Below are 17553 nucleotides of genomic sequence, written 5' to 3'. Positions count from 1 at the left end.
CATCGCCAGTTGCGCCGACCGCTGCCGGCGACGGTACGCCGAATCGCGGCTGGCCAGCCAGTAGTACAGCGGCGAGGTCACCAGCAGGCCCACCAGCCAGGACAGGTCGGCGCCGTTGATATGCGCCGACACTGGCCCGACGTACAGCGGCGTGTTCATGAACGGAATCTGCACCACGATGCCGATGGCGTAGGCCAGCAGGGCCTGCGGGTTGTAGCGTCCATAGATGCCGCCGTCGACACGGAAGATCGAATCGATGTCGTATTTACCCTTGTGGATGGCATAGAAGTCGATCAGGTTGATCGCTGTCCAGGGCACGAGCACTACCAGCAAGGCCAGCACCATGTCGACGAAGTGGCCGATAAAGTCCGCCGAGGCGAACACCGCCGCCACGCAGCAGCCGGCCAGGACGATCAGCGACAGCACCGCGCGGCTCTTGGCGGTCGGAATCCAGCGGTGGGCGAAGGTCTGCAGCAAGGTGATCACCGAGAGCACCGCGCCATACAGGTTCAGGGCGTTGTGGCTGATCACGCTGAGCAGGAACAACACCAGCATCAACGGCCCGATGGCACCGGTGGCGAGCTTGACCGCGTCCATGGTGTCCATGCCCGCCGGGGTGGCCAGCACCGCTACCGCGCCGAACACGAACGACAGGCTCGAACCCAGGGCCGAGCCCAGGTAGGTCGCCCAGAAGGTCGACGCCACGCCGACATCCTGCGGCAGATAGCGCGAATAGTCCGAGACGTAGGGGGCAAAGGCGATCTGCCAGAGTGCCGCCAGCGACACGGTGGCCAGCCAGCCCGACAGGTTGAAGGTGCCGCGGCTGAGGAAATCGTCGGTCTGGATATGGGTGAGGATATAGGCAAAGCCCACCACGATACCGATCCCCAGCACCCAGGTGCCGATGCGGTTGAGCACGTGGATGAAGCGGTAGCCGATGATGCCGATGATCCCCGAACCCAGGGCACCGATGACAATGCCCACCGGCACCGGCACGCTGTCGACCACGCCGTGCAGGGATTTACCGGCCAGGACGATGTTGGAGGCAAAGAAGCCGACGTACATCACGCCGGCGATCACCACCACCAGCAAGGCGCCCAGGGAGCCGAACTGGGCGCGGCTCTGGATCATCTGCGGAATGCCCATTTGCGGCCCCTGGGCCGAATGCAGGGCCATCAGTACGCCGCCGACCAGATGGCCGACCAGGATGGCGATGATGCCCCAGACCAGATTCAGGCCGAACAATTGCACGCCCAGGGCGCCGGTGACGATCGGTAGCGGTGCGATGTTGCCGCCGAACCAGAGGGTGAACAGGTCCCTTACCTTTCCATGGCGATCCTGCGGGGGCACGTAGCCGATCGTATGTTTTTCGATGAGTGGGGCGGATGTTGCGGTACTGCTCATGACGAACTCCAAGGCAAGGATGAGTACGTGGTCGTACTTCGATAGCGCCGGCACGACGGGCGCTTTCTTGTGGGTGTGATCATGAGCAAAGGGCGACGCGAGGAAAATTACTAAATATGTTCCTTCAGACCTTAAAAAATATTCCCGCGTAGCTGGCCGATGGCCAGGCTGCGCGGTGGCGCGCCGTAGGTGCGGCGAAACAGACGGCTGAAATGGGCCTGGTCGTAGAACCCCAGGTCCTGGGCGACCTGGCTGACGGGGTGCCCCGCCAGCACCCGGGGCAAGGCACGTTCCAGACGTAGCTGGGTCAGCCATTGCTGGGGCGGCAGGCCGCAGTGGTTGCGAAATCGGCGCAACAGTTGCCAGGGGCTCAGATCGACGAAGGCCGCCATTTCTTCGAGACTTGGCGGCAGATCAAGACGTGATTCCAGCCATTCGCGCAACTGTCGCCAACGTTCCGGATCGAAGCCGTTGGCGTGTTCGCTGACACGCAGGGTCGAACCTAGCCCGAACAACAACGCCAGGGTTTCCCACAACTGGCTCTGGAAGGCCAGCGCGTCGTGCTGGTGGTGCAGGCCATCGAGCATTTTTTGCAACCGCGGGTCGCGCAACTGCCTGGCGTTGAGCAGGGGCAAGCCCTGGCGGCCATCACTGAGGTCGCGACTGACCTCATCCAGCCAGGCCGGATCGAGGGTCAGGATACGGATGCCGTAGCCCCGGTCGTCCGCGCTGGCACCGTCATGGACATGCTCCGGGGCCATCAGCAGGATGTCCCCTGCCCCGGCCAGCTGCCGTTCGCCCCCGGCCGTGTAGCGCTGCTGGCCGCTGACCATCAGGCCGATGTGGTACTCCAGGTGAAAGTGCCGGGGAAAGGCAAAGCGCTGGTAACGGCCATCGATCAGGCGCACGCCAGGATGCCCGGGGGCTTGATGGACGACGCTGTCCACCTAGCAGGCCGCCCGCCACTGGCGGATCTGGTCGATGGTCGCCGTGACGCCGCCGCAGACCACCATCAGCACCTTCTGGTAGCGATTGAGTTCATCGCTCGGGGCGTAGCCCAGAGCCAGCGCCGCGCCACAGGCCGGTTCCACCAGCAGGCGGTGATCCGAGAGAAAACGCTCACAGGCGTCCAGTGCGGCCTGGTCGCTGACCACATGGCTGTACACCGGTCGCTGCTGGCTCCACTCGAAGGCCCGCTGGCACACCTGCCGGGCGGCAAGCGAGGTCGCCACGGTGTTGACGCTGTCCAGTGCGACCAACTGCTGTGCGCGCATGGCCGCCGCCAGTGAAGCCGCGCCTTGGGTTTCTACCGCGAACACCGGCACCTGGCCCCAGCCGTTGCGCTCAAGGCCTTCACACACCCCGCTGAACAGCCCGCCACCGCCCACCGAGAGCACCACGGCATCGGGCTTGAAACCGGCGCGGGCCACTTCGTCGATCATCGTGGCATGACCGGTCCACAGCAGCGGGTCGTCGAAAGGATGAATGTAGGCGTCATCGTCTCCCAACAACGACAGCGCCAGGGCATTGGCCTCGTGCCAGGCCTTGCCGTGGACAATGACCTCGGCCTGTTCCTGGCGAATCAGCTCCCGGGCCCGTTCGGTGGTGGTTTCTGGCACTACCACAGTCACCGCCAGGCCCAGGCAGCGCCCTGCATAGGCCACGGCGATGCCGGCATTGCCGCCGGAAGACGATACGAAACGGCGCTTGCCCTGCCTGGCATAGGCTTCACAGGCCGCGCCGACACCACGCAGCTTGAACGAACCGGAGGGTTGCAAGGCGTCAAGCTTCAACCAGATGTCCAGGCCGCTGGCCAGGCTCATCGGCCGGGAGGCCAACAGCGGGGTTTCGATATGCAGGCTCATGGGCGAACTCCAAACGGGGGATCTCTCCAGCCTACGCCCGGAACGCCGGACAATCTTGTACGAAATTGCGCGCCCTGTGGGAGCGGGCTTGTCCCGCGATGCGGTGCTGTGTTCAATCGCGGGGCAAGTCGAGTCGTCGCACCGCCGCTCCCACAGCCCGGCGGGCGCGCAGCTGGCGCTTGAGCCGGTGCATGGGCGGTGCATAGAGAAAACCGAACGACACGCTGTTGTCCCGGCCCTTCAAGGCATGATGGAGCAAATGCGCCTTGTACAGCCGCTTGAGGTAGCGATTGCGCGGTCTTGGCTTGAACGGCCAGTGCCGGTGAACGATGCCGTCATGGACGATCACGTAGATCACCCCGAACGCCGCGACACCCGCCCCCACCCACTGCAGCGGCGCATACCCGGCCCGGCCCAGGGCCACCAGGGCAAAGGCGATCAGGGCCAGGGCCGCCAGGTAGACATCGTTGGTTTCCAGCGCCCCCAGGTGCGGCTCGTGGTGCGAGCGATGCAGGAACCAGCCCCAGCCATGCATGATATAGCGATGCGCCAGGTAGCCGACGCCTTCCATGGCCACCAGGGTGCAGAAAAAGACAGCAGCGTTGAGGATCATGGGCGGCGATGTTCGCGTCGGTTGGCAAAAACGGCGAAAAGCCTACCATCTTGACCCTATTCGCGCACGGTCACTGTGGCCGTGGTGCCGGCACGCAAGCTGTCCTTGCCGGCATAGCCCGGGTCGATCTCGATGCGCACCGGCACCCGCTGGGCCAGTTTGACCCAGGTGTAGCTGGGGTTGACGTTGGCCAACAGGCGGTTGCCCGGGGCGTTTTCGCGGTCGGTGATGGCGTAGGCGATGCTCTGCACCTTGCCTTCGAACTGCTCGCCGCTCATCAGCGCGATGTGCACCGGGCTGCCGATGTGGATGCGCGGCAGCTTGGTTTCCTCGAAATAACCGCTGACATGGAACGAGCTGCTGTCGACCAGGGCCAGCAGCGCCACCCCGCTGCTGGCGTAGTCGCCCTGGCGGGTCAACAGGTTGGTCACGTAGCCGCTGACCGGCGCATGGATGCGTGTGCGCTCAAGGTCGAGCTCGGCCTGGGTCAGGGCCGCAACCGCCAGCTGGCTGTTGGCCAGGGCCAGGGTCAGGTCCGACTCGCCGCGCATCAGCTCGGCCTGGGCCACGGCAACATCGGTACTGGATTTTTCCCACTCTTCGCCGGAAATCGCAAAGCCCTGCTTGAGGGTGCGCCGGCGTTGCTCCTCGCTCTGGCGCTGCTTGAGCAAGGCCTGGCTGGAAACAATCTGCGCCCGGGCCAGGCCCTCGCTGGCCCGGGCCACTTCCACGGCCCGGCGCGCATGTTCCACCGCCAGGGTATAGCGCGCCGGGTCGATCACCAACAGCAGGTCGCCCTTGTTGACGTGCTGGTTATCCTCCACCCGCAACTCGGTGATTCGCCCCGAGACATCGGCCGACAGGGTCACCACATCGGCGCGCACCCGCGCATCGCGGGTCCAGGGTGCGCGGGTGTAATGCTCCCAGGCGTACCAGCCAAGCACCAGTGCCAGGGCCACGATTGCCAGGGTCGATGCCTGGGCCACAAGTTTCTTCACCGCTTCAACTCCCCATGAACAGAATGATCAAGGCGCACAGGCAGGTGTACAGCGCCCCTTCGAACAGCGCTGGGTGCCACACCCGCTGCATCACGCCCAGGCGTTGCAGCAGCCACAGCAGCACGAACAACAATGGCATCGCCAACAGCAACGCCTGGGCAATCGGCGGCAGGTAGACGCCGCCCACCTCGAAATCAATGGGCAAGGGCCGGCTCTCCTTCGGCAACAGGGTCAAGGTAGGTGCTGTAGTGCTGGAGAAAGCCCGAGATCACCAGCAACGCCACACGAATGCGAAACAGCGAACGCAATTGCTCGGCAGGCGCGGCGAACTGTTGGCCATGCAGAACGTCGAGTTCTTCCCCCAGCGCTTGCAGGGTATCGAGCAACGCTGGCAGTTGTACCCGGGTACGCCCGGCCACATAGCGACCGGTATCGCGCAGCACCTGCTCCAACCGTTCGCGGGTACTGTCCGCCACCAGGCGGTTGGCCCGGCCTTGCTCCTGCAACTGACGCAACGCCACGCCCAGGGACATGCACGCCAGGTTGACCTCGAACAGCGCTTGCGAACGGGCGTCCCGGGTGGCTGGCAGCAGGCCGAGGATCAGGGTCAGGCGGTCGACCATGCGGCTTTCGAAGGCGAACTGGCGCTCATCCGAGGCCGGCCCCTTGAGCAAGGCATAGACCTGCTCGCGGGTCTCGCGAAACAGCCGCTCGATGCGCAATTGCGGGTTGAACGGGAACAGCCAGGCGTACACCAGCAGCGACAGCACCCCGCCACAGACATAGGCGCCGGCGAATTCGAACCACTGGATCGCGGTGTTCTGCCAGGCGCCGATGTTCTGCGGCCCGAACAGCAGGAAGCTCGACAACCCCAGGCCCATGCCGATGCCCGCGGTCATGGGACTGGACAGTCCCACCGCCACCACATACAGAAAAGGCACCAGCAGCAAGGCCAGCATCTCGAAATCGACCACCTGGGGAATCAACCAGAACTGGTACAACGCCGACACCACCAGCGCCAGGCCCAAGCCACGCATGTAGTTCTGCGCCGCCATCAACGGGCGTGGAAAGGTCGCCATCAATGAACACAGGATGCCGACCAGAATCACACTGGCGCGGGCCCCGTCCCAGGCGGTCTCGATCCAGATCAACCCGGCTACGATCAAGCCGATGAACGCGCGGCTGGCGTTCATGGCCGCCAGGCGAAAATCCAGGTGCAGCGGGTTGGTCAGGGGCTGGCGGTACCGGCAGTCACCGGAGCGGCCTTCCTGGATCGCATCGCTCAGTTCGAGCATGTCGCTCAGTTGCTCCAGCAGCCGTGCCTGCTCCCAGCGCAGGGCCCAGGCCAGCGAGCGCAGGGTCGCCGGCATGTTGTGGGCTAGCTGTTCGGCCTGCAGGGCCGCCTGGTCGAAGCGTCGCTGCAAGGCGCTGAAATGCTTGCGGGCGCTGGCCGGCATGGCCCGGCCCTGTTCTGCCAACTGGTCGAGGAAGGCCAGTTCGTCGTTCAACAGTTGCTGGATGAAGTCGGGATAGGCGCCCTGCCAGCGCTCGGCAATCATGCGCTTCTGGTTGCGCAGTACGGTCAGGCGCGAACTGAGCAGCACCAACTGGTTGCCCAGCAGCTGCACCAGGCCGTTGGCACCACGCAAGTGCGGCGCATCGAAGTACAGGTGCCGACGCAAGCCTTCAAGGGCACTGATTTCGCCGAGTATCTGCATTTGCCGCTTGTTGAACTCGGCGGAGCCCTCGTCACCGCGTATGGCCGCTGCCGCATGGCTGGCCATCAGCTTGATCAGGTGGTCGACCTTGGCAAAGTAGCCCGTGGCAACCGCCTGGGGCCGGGCGCCGAGCAGGCTGACCACACACACGCAGGCGACCGCCAACAGGGTTTCGGTGACCCGGGTGATGGCCAGCATCAAGGTGTTGTCCTGCTCGGGGATTGCCAGCATGGCCACCACCACGGCGGTAAAACCGCTGAGCACGAAGGCATGGGAGCTGGTGTAGCGCAGCAAGGTGCCGCCCGCCGTGCACAGGGCCAACCACAACGCCAGGGTGACCATGAAGGGCCAAGGCGCCTGGGGAAACAGCGCCATGATCAGCACCGCCACGGCCGCGCCCACCGTAGTGCCGACCACCTGGGCGAAACTACGCTGCAGGGTCATGCCGCCCAGGGGCAGGCTGACGATGAACACCGCCATGATCGACCACTTGGGCTGGTCGAGGTCGAAAATGAATGCCAGGTACAGGGTCAACAGGCAGGCGATGATAGTGCGCAGGGCGAAGCGGAAGGTGTCCGGCCCCGGGCGCAGTAGCATCTTGAAGTAATTGATCAGTGGCTGCATGCCGCCCCCTCGCGCTGGCGTGAATACAACCTTAGCCACAACGGCGGGCTGCCGGTAGCAGCGTTCCCACACTTCAGCGTTGCACAGATGGAACAGTGGCGATCCCGGTTGATCATGTGGCAATTGTCATGAATTTACCCTTGACCCTGCTGCCTTTGAACGTTAGTTTCCCGCCCGCAATTTTGCATGCCCACACAGGAGTCCTGCATTGGACAGTAGCCCTGGTCGATTGCGACAGGTTCATACGGCGCGCTAGTCCGGCAGACCCTCTGCCACTGCTTCGCCGTATCCGGCGGACAGTGGTGCCTCGCTAGAGGCTTCATTTCCCCTTCCCTGCTCGCAATCCATTGTTCATACCTGCACCGCACGGTGCCGTAGCGGCCTGCGCCGCGGATACGAGGTTTGTCATGGATTGGAAAGTATTTCTCCTGCGCGTCGCCGTCGCGCTCCTGCTAGGTGCCCTGATCGGCGCCGAACGTCAACTGCGCCAGCGCCTGACCGGCCTGCGCACCAATGCCCTGGTCAGCACCGGCGCCTGCCTGTTCGTGCTGATGACCCAGGCCGTGCCGGGCATGGCCGCCACCGATGCCTCGCGGATCGCGGCCTATGTGGTGTCGGGCATCGGCTTTCTCGGCGGCGGAGTGATCATGCGCGACGGCATGAACGTACGCGGCCTGAATACCGCCGCCACACTCTGGTGCACCGCCGCCATTGGCGTGCTGTGCAGCCTGGGCCTGCTGCTGGAAGCGGCGTTGGGCAGTTGCGTGGTGCTGTGCGCCAACATCCTGCTGCGCGACATCGCCCAGCGTCTCAACCATCAGGACATGCTGCCAGCCAATGAGGCCGAGCAGCGTTACGAGGTGCGCATCACCTGCCGCGCCGAAGACGAGATCCAGGTGCGCAGCCTGATGCTGCACAGTTTTGGCAGCGGTGGCCTGCGCCTGCAATCGCTGCACAGCGAAGACCTGGCCAACCCGGCCAAGCTTGAGGTTCGTGCCGAACTGCTTGGCAGCCCCGAGGCCCCAACCCAGTTGGAGCGCCTGGTCAGCCGGGTGAGCCTGGAGAAAGGTGTCAGCTCCGTGCGCTGGCAGGTGCAGGAGCTGACGGCAGACTGAGCGCGATCTGACCTGGCATTTTTACCAGTATCGCCAACCACAGGGCGGATATCTAATCAGCCCTGGTCTGCGCGTTTCGCGATGACCCGTAGTACATCGGATCGTTGAAACCCAACGCTGGAGAGCACGCCATGTCTGAGCAGCGAGCGAATGTGATCAGCAGAAGCATTACCCCCCGTCACGGCCATATCTTCTCACCGGCCTCGCGGGCCTATTTTGCCTGGCAAGCGGGCGAAATCGACGAAGGCGCCTTGAACCAACGGGAGTCGGGCAAATTTTTTCCACACACCGCTGGCGGCCAAACCGATCCCTATGCCAGGGACGATGTGGCCAATGCCGCCCCGCCGCCGGACGGCAAGATCGCCAGCGCCAACCAGTCGACCGGACAGCACCTGGATCAGCCCGGTAGCCACTGGCGAAAGCATGAGGTACGAGGCGGTGAAACCCTCGATATCTCCTGGACCTTCACCGCCAACCATGTCACCCGCCGCTGGAACTATTTCATCACTCGACAGGGCTGGGACCCTTCCAGGGTGTTGTCACGGGACCAGTTCGAGGCGCAGCCCTTCTATCAGGTGCAGATCAACCTGCAACCCTATTGGAGTCACTCCAATTCGATGAAGCCGCCGTCTCCCACGGTGCATGAAGTGCCCTTGCCCCAACGCGACGGCTACCACGTGTTGTTGGCGGTCTGGGAAGTCGCCGATACCGCCAATGCCTTCTATCAAGTGGTGGACCTTGACTTCGTGCCCTCCGAAGGCGGTGGGCAACGCCCCGACGCCCCGACCGGCCTGCGCGCCGGCAACGTTACCGACAGGCAAGTGGTGCTGACCTGGAACGCCGCGACAGGACCACACCCCATTGCCCGCTATCGACTGTCGCGCAACGGCACGACCAGCGTCGATGTCCAGGCTCCCCAGCTGACCTGGACCGACCAGAGTGTCGCCGCCGATACCTTGTACAGCTACTTCATCACGGCCGTCGACAACCAGGGCAATGAATCGCCACCCAGCCGCGCCATCGAGGTGCGCACACCAGGCCAGGACGGGGCACCGACGCCCCCGACAAACCTGCACAGCATGGGGGTTAGCGCACAGAGCGTGAGCCTGATGTGGGGCGCCTCCACGGGTACTGCGCCGATCGCCCAGTACCTGTTGTTTCGCGATGGCATCGAGGTCCAGCGCCTCAGTGGCGACCGTACAGCGTTCGAGGACAGTGGCCTCAGGCCCGCGACCCAGTACCAGTACGTGGTCCGGGCGCTTGATACCCAGGGGCGGCTGTCGTTGCCCGGCAACGTCCTCAGTGTCAGGACCGCCAATGGCGAAGGCCAGTACCCGGCCTGGCGCCTGAACACCCCCTATGCAACCAATGCCCTGGTCAGCCATGCCGGGGGGAATTGGCGCTGCTTGCAGGCGCACACCTCCTACACCGAGGACTGGGCACCGGGCAAACCTTCGAGCGAAGTGCTGTGGGTGGTGCACCCTTGAGGCCGAAGTCGCCCGTCACTCGCACTGACCTTACCGAGTGGGCGTTTGATGCCCACTCGATACGGCCATCGCGAGCCTACTGAACCGAACCTCCACAGGGGGGGAAATCATGTCAATTCAGCTGCGTGGTCATCACTACTGGCTAGTACTAGGCGCGTCGCTCGCCGTGCTCATCGTGGTACTGATCGGCACGGCACCTGATCTCAAGAGTGCCACCGATACCGATCTGTTCATGCCGCTCGACCAGCCTTCCCCGGCCGAGTTACGCAACAGCAGCAACTCTGTGCTCCAGGCGTTGGTCAATGAGCCATCGAGCATGGATATCCGCCTGGTTCAGGTACGCGTGGAGCGGCTGAAAAAAAACACCAAGTCACTCGCGCTCCAGATCGATCCAGCCACCACCACGATCTTTGACAAGATGTCCGTGGAGCAGGGACCTAAAGGTGCCTTCACGTGGCGCGGCGCACAGGGTGACGCCCCACTCAACCAGGCCTACCTGACCCGCCACGGTAAAAACGTGGTCGGTACGATCATGCTTGAAGGCCGGCAGTTTCGGCTGGAACCGCTAGGCGATGGCAGTCACGCCCTGGTGCAAATGGACACCAACCGGTCAAACGAGGGGAAGGATGAAGTCGAAACGCCGGCCACGATCCCTTCGCCTTCGAGCGAGCCGCGCGCTGACACGGCGTCCATCCATACCGTGCGGGTACTGACGGTGCTGAGTCGCGGCGCCGCTGCCGTATTGGCCGCCCCCAGGCCAGTGTCGCCAACGCCCTGGCAATGGCCAATAACGGCCTGCATGACAGCCAGATCAACCTGCGCTATGAAAATGCCGGGGTAGTGGCCCTCGACTGGACGGAGCCCGACGGTGTGGGCTTCAGTCAGATGCTGATTAAACTCAGAGACACTCAAGACAGCGACATCGGTTTACCCGCCTCGTCGCAACGCGAAAGCACCCGGGCAGACCTGGTCGCCCTGCTGGCCGTACATCCAAAGGACCGGGGCCTGGCCTACACCAACGCAACAAAAGCGTTTGGCTTTAGTGTTGTACACGCACTCGCCCTGCCCGATCACACCCTGGCCCATGAACTGGGGCACAACCTGGGCGCGCGGCATAATCCGGAGCAATACGTCGAGCCCGTGACTCCCCCCTATGCCCATGGCATTAGGTGGCCAGGCAAATGGCGGTCGGTGATGGCTTACTACTGCGAAAAAGGACAAGAATGCAATCGAGTCAACTACTGGTCCAACCCTGACCTGACCTATCAAGGGCTTCCCCTGGGCACGCAAGACAAGAACAACAACGCCAGGGTGCTACGCGACAACGCCGCCCGGATCGCCAACTTCTACCCCGACCCGGCGCCCGAACCGGTACCGCCATCGGTCACGATCAACATCGAAGGTCACCCTGTTGCCCCGGCCAACCTGCTGCTCCTGGCACAAGCCAGCGCCGCCCCTGGCGCCAGTATCCGCCGTGTCGAGTTCCTGCGCTCGGGGCAGGTCATTGGCGAAGATGACCGCGCGCCTTATCAGTATCAACTCAATGGCGTGGGTGTCGGTGATTGGAAGTTTGCCGCCAGGGCCATCGACAGTGCCGGGCGCACGGGCACCTCTGCCGAGAAACTCATCGAGATCGGTGAACCGGATACACCACCGCCATCGGTCACGATCGACATCGAGGGCGGTCACTTGGCCCCCGCCGACCTGCTGCTCCGAGCACAGGCCAGCGCCGCCCCTGGTGCCAGTATCCGCCGTGTCGAGTTCCTGCGCTCGGGGCAGATCATTGGCGAAGATGACAGCGCGCCTTACCAGTATCAGCTCAATGGCGTGGGTGTCGGTGACTGGAAGTTTGCCGCCAGGGCCATCGACAGTGCCGGGCGCACGGGCACCTCTGCCGAGAAACTCGTCGAGATTGGTGAACCGGATACACCACCGCCATCGGTCACGATCGACATCGAGGGCGGTCACTTGGCCCCGGCCAGCGTGCCGGCCTGGCACACCACGACTCACCCCACTGGTGCCCGGGTCAGCTACCAAAGGCACGTGTACGAAGCCCGGCATTAAATCAAGGGTGATGTACCGCGCAACAGCCAGGCCTGGCGGGAGATCGGAGCGTATCAAGCGCACTCCGCCCGGCCGGGACTAGGTGAATCAACTGACAGATAGCGCTAGGAGAGACATATCATGAGCGTTGAAAACAAGGTTGACGTTAAGACTTTTCGTCCAGAAATAGAAATCAGCCCAGCAAGACCAGCGCAAGGCGACGTGATCACACTTTCTGGTCGACATATCAATGGACTTGAAAGCGTGGACTTTCATCTTGGAAGCATCACCAATGCACCTGTGACGAAAGTCTCCGACAACACATACACATTCAGAGCTGCCGTTCGGGGTGGGTCCCTTCTTGTCGCCAAACTAGGAGACGGCAAATCGTTCCCGATGGGTATGCTGATCATCGACTAAATCATGAAAACCGTCAGCTCCGTGCACTGGCTGGCGCCGGAGCTGACCACCACCCACAATGGCCTAACAAAAATATGCCCTGTACCCAGAAAAATCCGCTGCAGGGCATAGCGCGCGAAGGGGTATCGTGTAGCAAAACAATCAGCCAGAGGTGCGCTGTGGCCTCCTATACCCTGCGTCAATTGAAGTACTTCGTCACCACGGTGGAATGCGGCAGCGTCGCCGAAGCCTCGCGCAAGCTGTACATCGCCCAGCCGTCGATTTCCACGGCGATCAAGGGCCTGGAAGACAGCTTCGGCGTGCAGCTGTTCATCCGTCATCACGCCCAGGGCGTGTCGCTGACTCCCAGTGGCGCGCGCTTCTACCGCAAGGCCCAGGAACTGCTGCGCATGGCCCGGGAGTTCGAACAGAACGCCCTGGCCGACAATGACGTAGTGTGCGGGCAGATCGACATCGGTTGCTTCGAGACCGTCGCCCCGCTCTACCTGCCACGCCTGATTGCCGGTTTTCGCGAGCGTTACCCCGGGGTCGAGATCCGCCTGCAGGACGGCGAGCAGCAGGACCTGGTGCAGGGCCTGACCGGTGGGCGCTTCGACTTGGCGATCTTTTACGACCATGACCTGGACAGCACCATCGAGACCGAGGCGCTGATGGCGCCGCAACGTCCCTATGCCCTGGTGCCGGCCGGGCATCGCTATGCCGGCCAGGCCCAGGTGTCGTTGCGCGACCTGGCCCTGGAGCCGATGATCCTGCTCGATGTACAGCCGAGCCGGACCTATTTCGTGAGTATCTTCGAAGAACTGCAACTGACGCCCAACATCATCTTCAGCTCACCGTCGATCGAGATGGTACGGGGCATGGTGGGCCAGGGCTTCGGTTTTGCCCTGCTGGTGACCCGCCCGCAGCTGAGCTGCACCTATGACGGCCAGGAGGTGGTGAGCGTGGAGCTGGTCGAGGATGTCACCGGCTCCGGGCTGGTGGCCGGCTGGTTGAAACGTGCGCAGCTGACCAAGCCTGCGCAGTTGTTTGTCGAGTACTGCAAGGAGCAGTTTGCTGCCTGGTTGAAATGACAGCTGGCGACCGCTACGTGGTCGATCGCAGGCTCCCACAGAGATTGCAGGTTCTGCCAGGGGCTGTGGGAGCTGCCGATAGGCTGCGATCGGGCGCGAAGCGGCCGTAAGACCAGAGTGCCTCGGTGCATCTGACCCAATGAGGTGGCCGGATTGCGACTGCTGCGCAGTCGATCGCAGGCTTCGCCAGCTCCCACAACGGCCTAGCGTGCGGCCCAGGCGTTGAAGCGCTGCTCCAGCTCTTCGCCATGGTCGACCCAGAACGCCGCATCCACCGCCCGCGCATCGGCAAGGTTGGCTTCGGCGGTGGGCAATTGCTGTTGCACATCACCCGGCAACAAGCCCAGCGCCTGGCGATGCACCGGCCCGTAGGGGATTTCCTCGGAGAACACCTTCTGGGTCTGCGGCTGGCTGGCGAAGGCGATGAAGTCCTCGGCCAGCGCCTTGTTCGGCGTGCCCTTGACCACTGCCCAGTACTCAGGATCGTACAGGCTCTGCGGCCAGACGATGCCCAGCTTCATGCCTTCTTTCTGTGCCGAGGCGATACGGCCGTTATAGGCCGCGCTCATCACCACGTCACCTGCGATCAGCCACTGCGCCGGTTGCGCACCGGCCTCCCACCACTGGATATTGCCCTTGATCTGGTCAAGCTTGGCAAACGCCCGGCTCACGCCTTCCGGGGTCGCCAACACCTTGTACAGCTCATCGGGCTTGACGCCGTCGGCCAACAAGGCGATTTCCAGGGTGTACTTGGCACCCTTGCGCAAGCCACGCTTGCCAGGGTAGTCGGCCAGGTTCCAGAAATCGGCCCAGGAGGTCGGCGCCTTGGACAACTTGCCGTGGTCATAGGCCATGACCATCGACCACACGTAGGTCGCCACCCCGCACTCGCTCAGGGTGCCCGGCACGAACTGCGCCGGATCGCCGAAGCGCGCCGGGTCCAGGCGCTCGAACAGGCCTTCGTCGCAGCCGCGCAACAGCTCGGGGCTTTCGACTTCGACCACGTCCCAGCTGGTATGGCCGACATCGACCATGGCCTTGATCTTCGACAATTCGCCATTGTACTCGCCAGCGACCACGCGTCCTGCGCCGCTGGCATTGAAAGGTTGGAAGTAGGCCTTGTCCTGGGCCTGCTTGGTGGCACCGCCAAAGGAAATGACGGTGAGGTTCTGCGGCGCGGCCTGTACGGCGCCGCACAGCAGGACCAGGGCAAAGGGAACGCTGCAACGCAAGGATCTGGACATGGATCTGTTCCTCTTCAAGGCCGGCTCGCCCGCACGAGCCGGCGCACGGGTGCTTACAGGCGACCGAATTCGCGGGCGGTACGGTCCACGGCAATACGGGTCTTGTCGACCAGTTCATCGATGTCGGCGTGGCTGGCGACCAGGGCCGGGGCCATGATCATCCGGCCCAGGGTCGAGCGGATGATCAGGCCTTCCTCGAAGCCGATGGTGCGGCAGCGCCAGGCCATGTCGTTCTCGTTGGCAAAGCGCTTGCGGCTGGCCTTGTCTTCGGCGAACTGCAAGGCGGCGACCAGGCCGGTGCCCTGTACCTCGCCGATCAACGGGTGATTGCCGAACACCTCACGCAGGCAACGCTGCAGGTAGGGGCCGGTCTCTTGCTTGACCTGACTGACGATGCCTTCGTCACGCAGGGCCTTGAGGTTGGCAATGGCCACCGCCGCCGCCACCGGGTGCCCGGAATAGGTCAGGCCGTGGGCGAACACCCCGCCCTGCTCCACCAGTACCTGGGCCATGCGCTTGGACAAAATCAGCCCGCCCATGGGGATGTAGCCGCTGGTCAGGCCCTTGGCGATCGACAAGGTGTCGGGCTCGAAACCGAAGTGCTGGTGGGCGAACCATTCGCCGGTGCGACCGAAGCCACCGATCACCTCGTCGGCGCACAGCAGCACGTCGTACTGGCGGCAGATGCGCTGGATCTCGGGCCAGTAGCTCTCTGGCGGGAAGATCATGCCGCCGGCGCCCTGGAAGGGTTCGGCGACGAAGGCGGCGACGTTCTCGGCGCCCAGTTCGAGGATCTTCGCCTCCAGCTGACGGGCCGCACGCAGGCCGAACTCGGCCGGGGTCAGGTTGCCTTCATGGGCGAACCAATAGGGTTCGTCGATGTGCGCGACATCCGGGATCACCCCGCCCATCTCGTGCATGAACTTCATCCCGCCCAGCGCCGTGGCGCCCAGGGTCGAGCCGTGGTAGCCGTTCCAGCGGCCGATCATGATTTTCTTCTGCGGCTTGCCGAGGATCTGCCAGTAGCGGCGCACGGTGCGGATCAGCACCTCGTTAGCCTCGGAGCCGGAGTTGGTGTAGATCGCGTGGCTGTAGTGGTCGGGCAGCAGGCTGAACAGCAGCTCCGACAGCTCCACCACCGCCGGGTGGGTGGTGTGGAAGAACATGTTGTAGTACGGCAGCTGCTCCAGCTGGCGGCTGGCGGCAGCGGCCAGGTCTTTGCGGCCGTAACCGAGGTTGGTGCACCACAGGCCCGACATACCATCCAGGTAGCGCTTGCCGTCGTTGTCCCACAGGGCCAGGCCTTCGCCGCGCACGATCACCCGCGGGCCTTCTTCGTTCAGGGCCTTCTGGTCGAGAAACGCGTGGATGTGGTGCGCGGCATCCAGGGCCTGGTAATCGCCGGTACTACGTTCACCGGTACTACGGTCGGGTTTTACTTGAGCGGTCATTGCGAGACTCCTTGCGGGTTTTTATCGTTAGCAGTGCTCGATGCACATTCCAGGGGTTCGGGCTTGAACAGCGGCTTGCCCATCACGCACTTGATCCACAGCACGGCGATGATCGAGACGATCAGCAGCACCAGGCCGGCGTAGGCAAAAATCGAAAAGGTCATGTCCGGGCTCGGCGACACGTGCCAGATCGCAAACAGCATGCCGGCGATGCCGAACAGCTGCGGCAGCGGGTAGAACGGCGTGCGGAACGGCCGTGCGACTTGCGGGTAGCGCCGGCGCAGGGCGATGACGTTGATATGGGTGATGATGTAGGCCAGCAGCCAGGCCAACGCGGCGGCCAGCAGTAGCTGGTTGATCGCATCGGGATGGTCGTGCATCAGCAGCAGCGGCAAGCCGGTGATGGCCGACACGAACAGCACCGCCACCCAGGGTGCGCCGGTGCGCTTGCCCTGGCGCTTGAGCACACCGAAGGCCTGGCCGTTGCGGGCCATGCCCAGGAGCATGCGCGGGATGGCGGCCAGGGAGCTGTTGAGGGTGCTGCAGGTGGCAGTGATCGCCGCGGTGACCAAAAACACCTTGCCCGCCTCGCCGAACACCGTGGTGGCGAACAGGTAATGCGGCAGGCCGTTGCTGGCCAGTTCCGCTTGCGGCACGGTGAGCAAGGCGCCCAGGCAATACAGGGCGATGATCACGAAGATGATGGTCAGCCCCAGCATCATCGACCCCGGGATGTTGCGCTGCGGGCGACGGGTTTCTTCCACCAGCGGGCAGACGAACTCGGCGCCGACAAAGCCCCATACCGCCATGGCCGTCAGGGCGATCACCCCCAGGCCCATCGGGTTCCAGCCGCCGACCTCGAACAGGCCCGGGTTGGGCGAGACGATATCGCTGTTCATCGCACTCAGTCCCATGACCAGCAGCACCACCACCATCACCACCGCCAGCACCGTTTGCAGGCGGGCGAAGATGTCGATGTTGAACAGGTTGAGCACGGTAAACAGGGCCAGCACGCCCAGGGCCACGGTCAGGGGCGGCATGGAGTGCGGGTAGACCTTGTCGATGATGAACTCCATCAGCAACAACTCCGCCGACAAGGCAAACATCGCCACCACCACGTAGCCGGAAAAGGTCGCCAGGATCGCCGGGAACTGGCCGATGGCGACTTCCGTGTAGCTGCTCAGGCTGCCGGCGCGAGGGATCATCAGCGCCAGCTCGGAGAACGAGCAGGCATAGCTCAGGGCCAACAGCCAGGCCAGGGCCAGGGGTACGATAAAGCCTGGGCCGGCGATGCCGACGCCTTGCAGCATCAACACCATCACGCCCTGGGACACCACCAGGCCGATGGCCACGGCCAACAGCGCGGTCAGGCCCAGTTTCTTGCTGCTGGCAGGCGGCGCGAGGGCGCCTGCAGACACGCTTGCATTGCTGTTCATCGGTTGCTCCGTGTTGTTTTTGTAATCGGAAGAACAGAGTTGTTTCATCGCGGGGCAAGCCCGCT

General features: G+C 63.7%; 16 protein-coding genes. 6 read left to right on the top strand and 10 right to left on the bottom strand.

Features of this window, described 5'->3' with window-relative positions; all coding sequences use genetic code 11:
• The 7 genes from M2D63_RS23690 to M2D63_RS23660 form a co-directional block, all read right to left on the bottom strand.
• Positions 1–1404, bottom strand: a 1404-nt coding sequence (locus M2D63_RS23690) for a cytosine permease (protein WP_285865497.1), incomplete at its 3' end; no start/stop codon positions are given.
• Positions 1405–1535: 131 nt separating this feature from the next.
• A complete protein-coding gene (locus M2D63_RS23685; protein WP_285865496.1) occupies positions 1536–2351 on the bottom strand; it encodes an AraC family transcriptional regulator in 816 nt (271 codons plus the stop codon).
• Entirely contained in the window at positions 2352–3269 is a 918-nt protein-coding gene (locus M2D63_RS23680; protein ID WP_285865495.1) for a pyridoxal-phosphate dependent enzyme, read from the bottom strand.
• A 112-nt stretch (positions 3270–3381) separates the two neighbouring features.
• On the bottom strand, positions 3382–3882 hold the full coding sequence (locus M2D63_RS23675; protein WP_285865494.1) for a sterol desaturase family protein: 501 nt from the start codon (positions 3880–3882) through the stop codon (positions 3382–3384).
• 56 nt (positions 3883–3938) lie between these two features.
• Positions 3939–4880 carry an HlyD family secretion protein gene (locus tag M2D63_RS23670; RefSeq protein WP_285865493.1) on the bottom strand — a complete coding sequence of 314 codons (942 nt, stop codon included), beginning with the start codon at positions 4878–4880 and terminating at the stop codon, positions 3939–3941.
• A 4-nt stretch (positions 4881–4884) separates the two neighbouring features.
• The gene (locus tag M2D63_RS23665; protein ID WP_285865492.1) at positions 4885–5085 is read right to left on the bottom strand and encodes a DUF1656 domain-containing protein; all 201 of its coding nucleotides are present in this window, start codon (positions 5083–5085) and stop codon (positions 4885–4887) included.
• Positions 5075–7222: an FUSC family protein gene (locus tag M2D63_RS23660; RefSeq protein WP_285865491.1), complete on the bottom strand. Its 2148-nt coding sequence runs from the start codon at positions 7220–7222 to the stop codon at positions 5075–5077. Before M2D63_RS23660 ends, M2D63_RS23665 begins: the two co-directional genes overlap by 11 nt.
• A 407-nt stretch (positions 7223–7629) precedes the next feature.
• On the opposite strand from M2D63_RS23660, the gene M2D63_RS23655 reads away from it, so the two are divergent.
• From M2D63_RS23655 to M2D63_RS23630, 6 genes are all read left to right on the top strand, one after another.
• The gene (locus M2D63_RS23655; RefSeq protein ID WP_285865490.1) at positions 7630–8337 is read left to right on the top strand and encodes an MgtC/SapB family protein; all 708 of its coding nucleotides are present in this window, start codon (positions 7630–7632) and stop codon (positions 8335–8337) included.
• Positions 8338–8468: 131 nt separating this feature from the next.
• Positions 8469–9824, top strand: coding sequence for a lytic polysaccharide monooxygenase (locus M2D63_RS23650; RefSeq protein WP_285865489.1), 1356 nt, complete (start codon positions 8469–8471; stop codon positions 9822–9824).
• Positions 9825–9933: 109 nt separating this feature from the next.
• On the top strand, positions 9934–10665 hold the full coding sequence (locus M2D63_RS23645; protein WP_285865488.1) for a hypothetical protein: 732 nt from the start codon (positions 9934–9936) through the stop codon (positions 10663–10665).
• The gene (locus tag M2D63_RS23640; protein ID WP_285865487.1) at positions 10605–11888 is read left to right on the top strand and encodes a M12 family metallo-peptidase; all 1284 of its coding nucleotides are present in this window, start codon (positions 10605–10607) and stop codon (positions 11886–11888) included. Before M2D63_RS23645 ends, M2D63_RS23640 begins: the two co-directional genes overlap by 61 nt.
• Positions 11889–12008: 120 nt before the next feature.
• Positions 12009–12287, top strand: a complete 279-nt coding sequence (locus tag M2D63_RS23635) for a hypothetical protein (protein WP_285865486.1) — start codon at positions 12009–12011, stop codon at positions 12285–12287.
• 158 nt (positions 12288–12445) lie between these two features.
• Positions 12446–13357, top strand: a complete 912-nt coding sequence (locus M2D63_RS23630) for a LysR family transcriptional regulator (RefSeq protein ID WP_285865485.1) — start codon at positions 12446–12448, stop codon at positions 13355–13357.
• Positions 13358–13560: 203 nt separating this feature from the next.
• Here M2D63_RS23630 and M2D63_RS23625 read toward each other — a convergent pair whose 3' ends face one another.
• The 3 genes from M2D63_RS23625 to M2D63_RS23615 are packed head-to-tail and all read right to left on the bottom strand — an operon-like array spanning position 13561 to position 17488.
• Positions 13561–14601: an ABC transporter substrate-binding protein gene (locus M2D63_RS23625; RefSeq protein ID WP_285865484.1), complete on the bottom strand. Its 1041-nt coding sequence runs from the start codon at positions 14599–14601 to the stop codon at positions 13561–13563.
• A gap of 53 nt (positions 14602–14654) precedes the next feature.
• The gene (locus M2D63_RS23620; protein WP_285865483.1) at positions 14655–16052 is read right to left on the bottom strand and encodes an aspartate aminotransferase family protein; all 1398 of its coding nucleotides are present in this window, start codon (positions 16050–16052) and stop codon (positions 14655–14657) included.
• Positions 16049–17488, bottom strand: a complete 1440-nt coding sequence (locus M2D63_RS23615) for an APC family permease (RefSeq protein WP_285865482.1) — start codon at positions 17486–17488, stop codon at positions 16049–16051. The genes M2D63_RS23620 and M2D63_RS23615 overlap by 4 nt, the downstream gene beginning before the upstream one ends.
• Positions 17489–17553: the final 65 nt, after the last annotated feature.

Origin of the sequence: Pseudomonas sp. BJa5, from assembly GCF_030272875.2 — a bacterium.
Taxonomy (GTDB): domain Bacteria; phylum Pseudomonadota; class Gammaproteobacteria; order Pseudomonadales; family Pseudomonadaceae; genus Aquipseudomonas.
The sequence above is the reverse complement of the archived record's forward strand: the minus strand, read 5'-3'. Positions and strand labels throughout refer to the sequence as shown.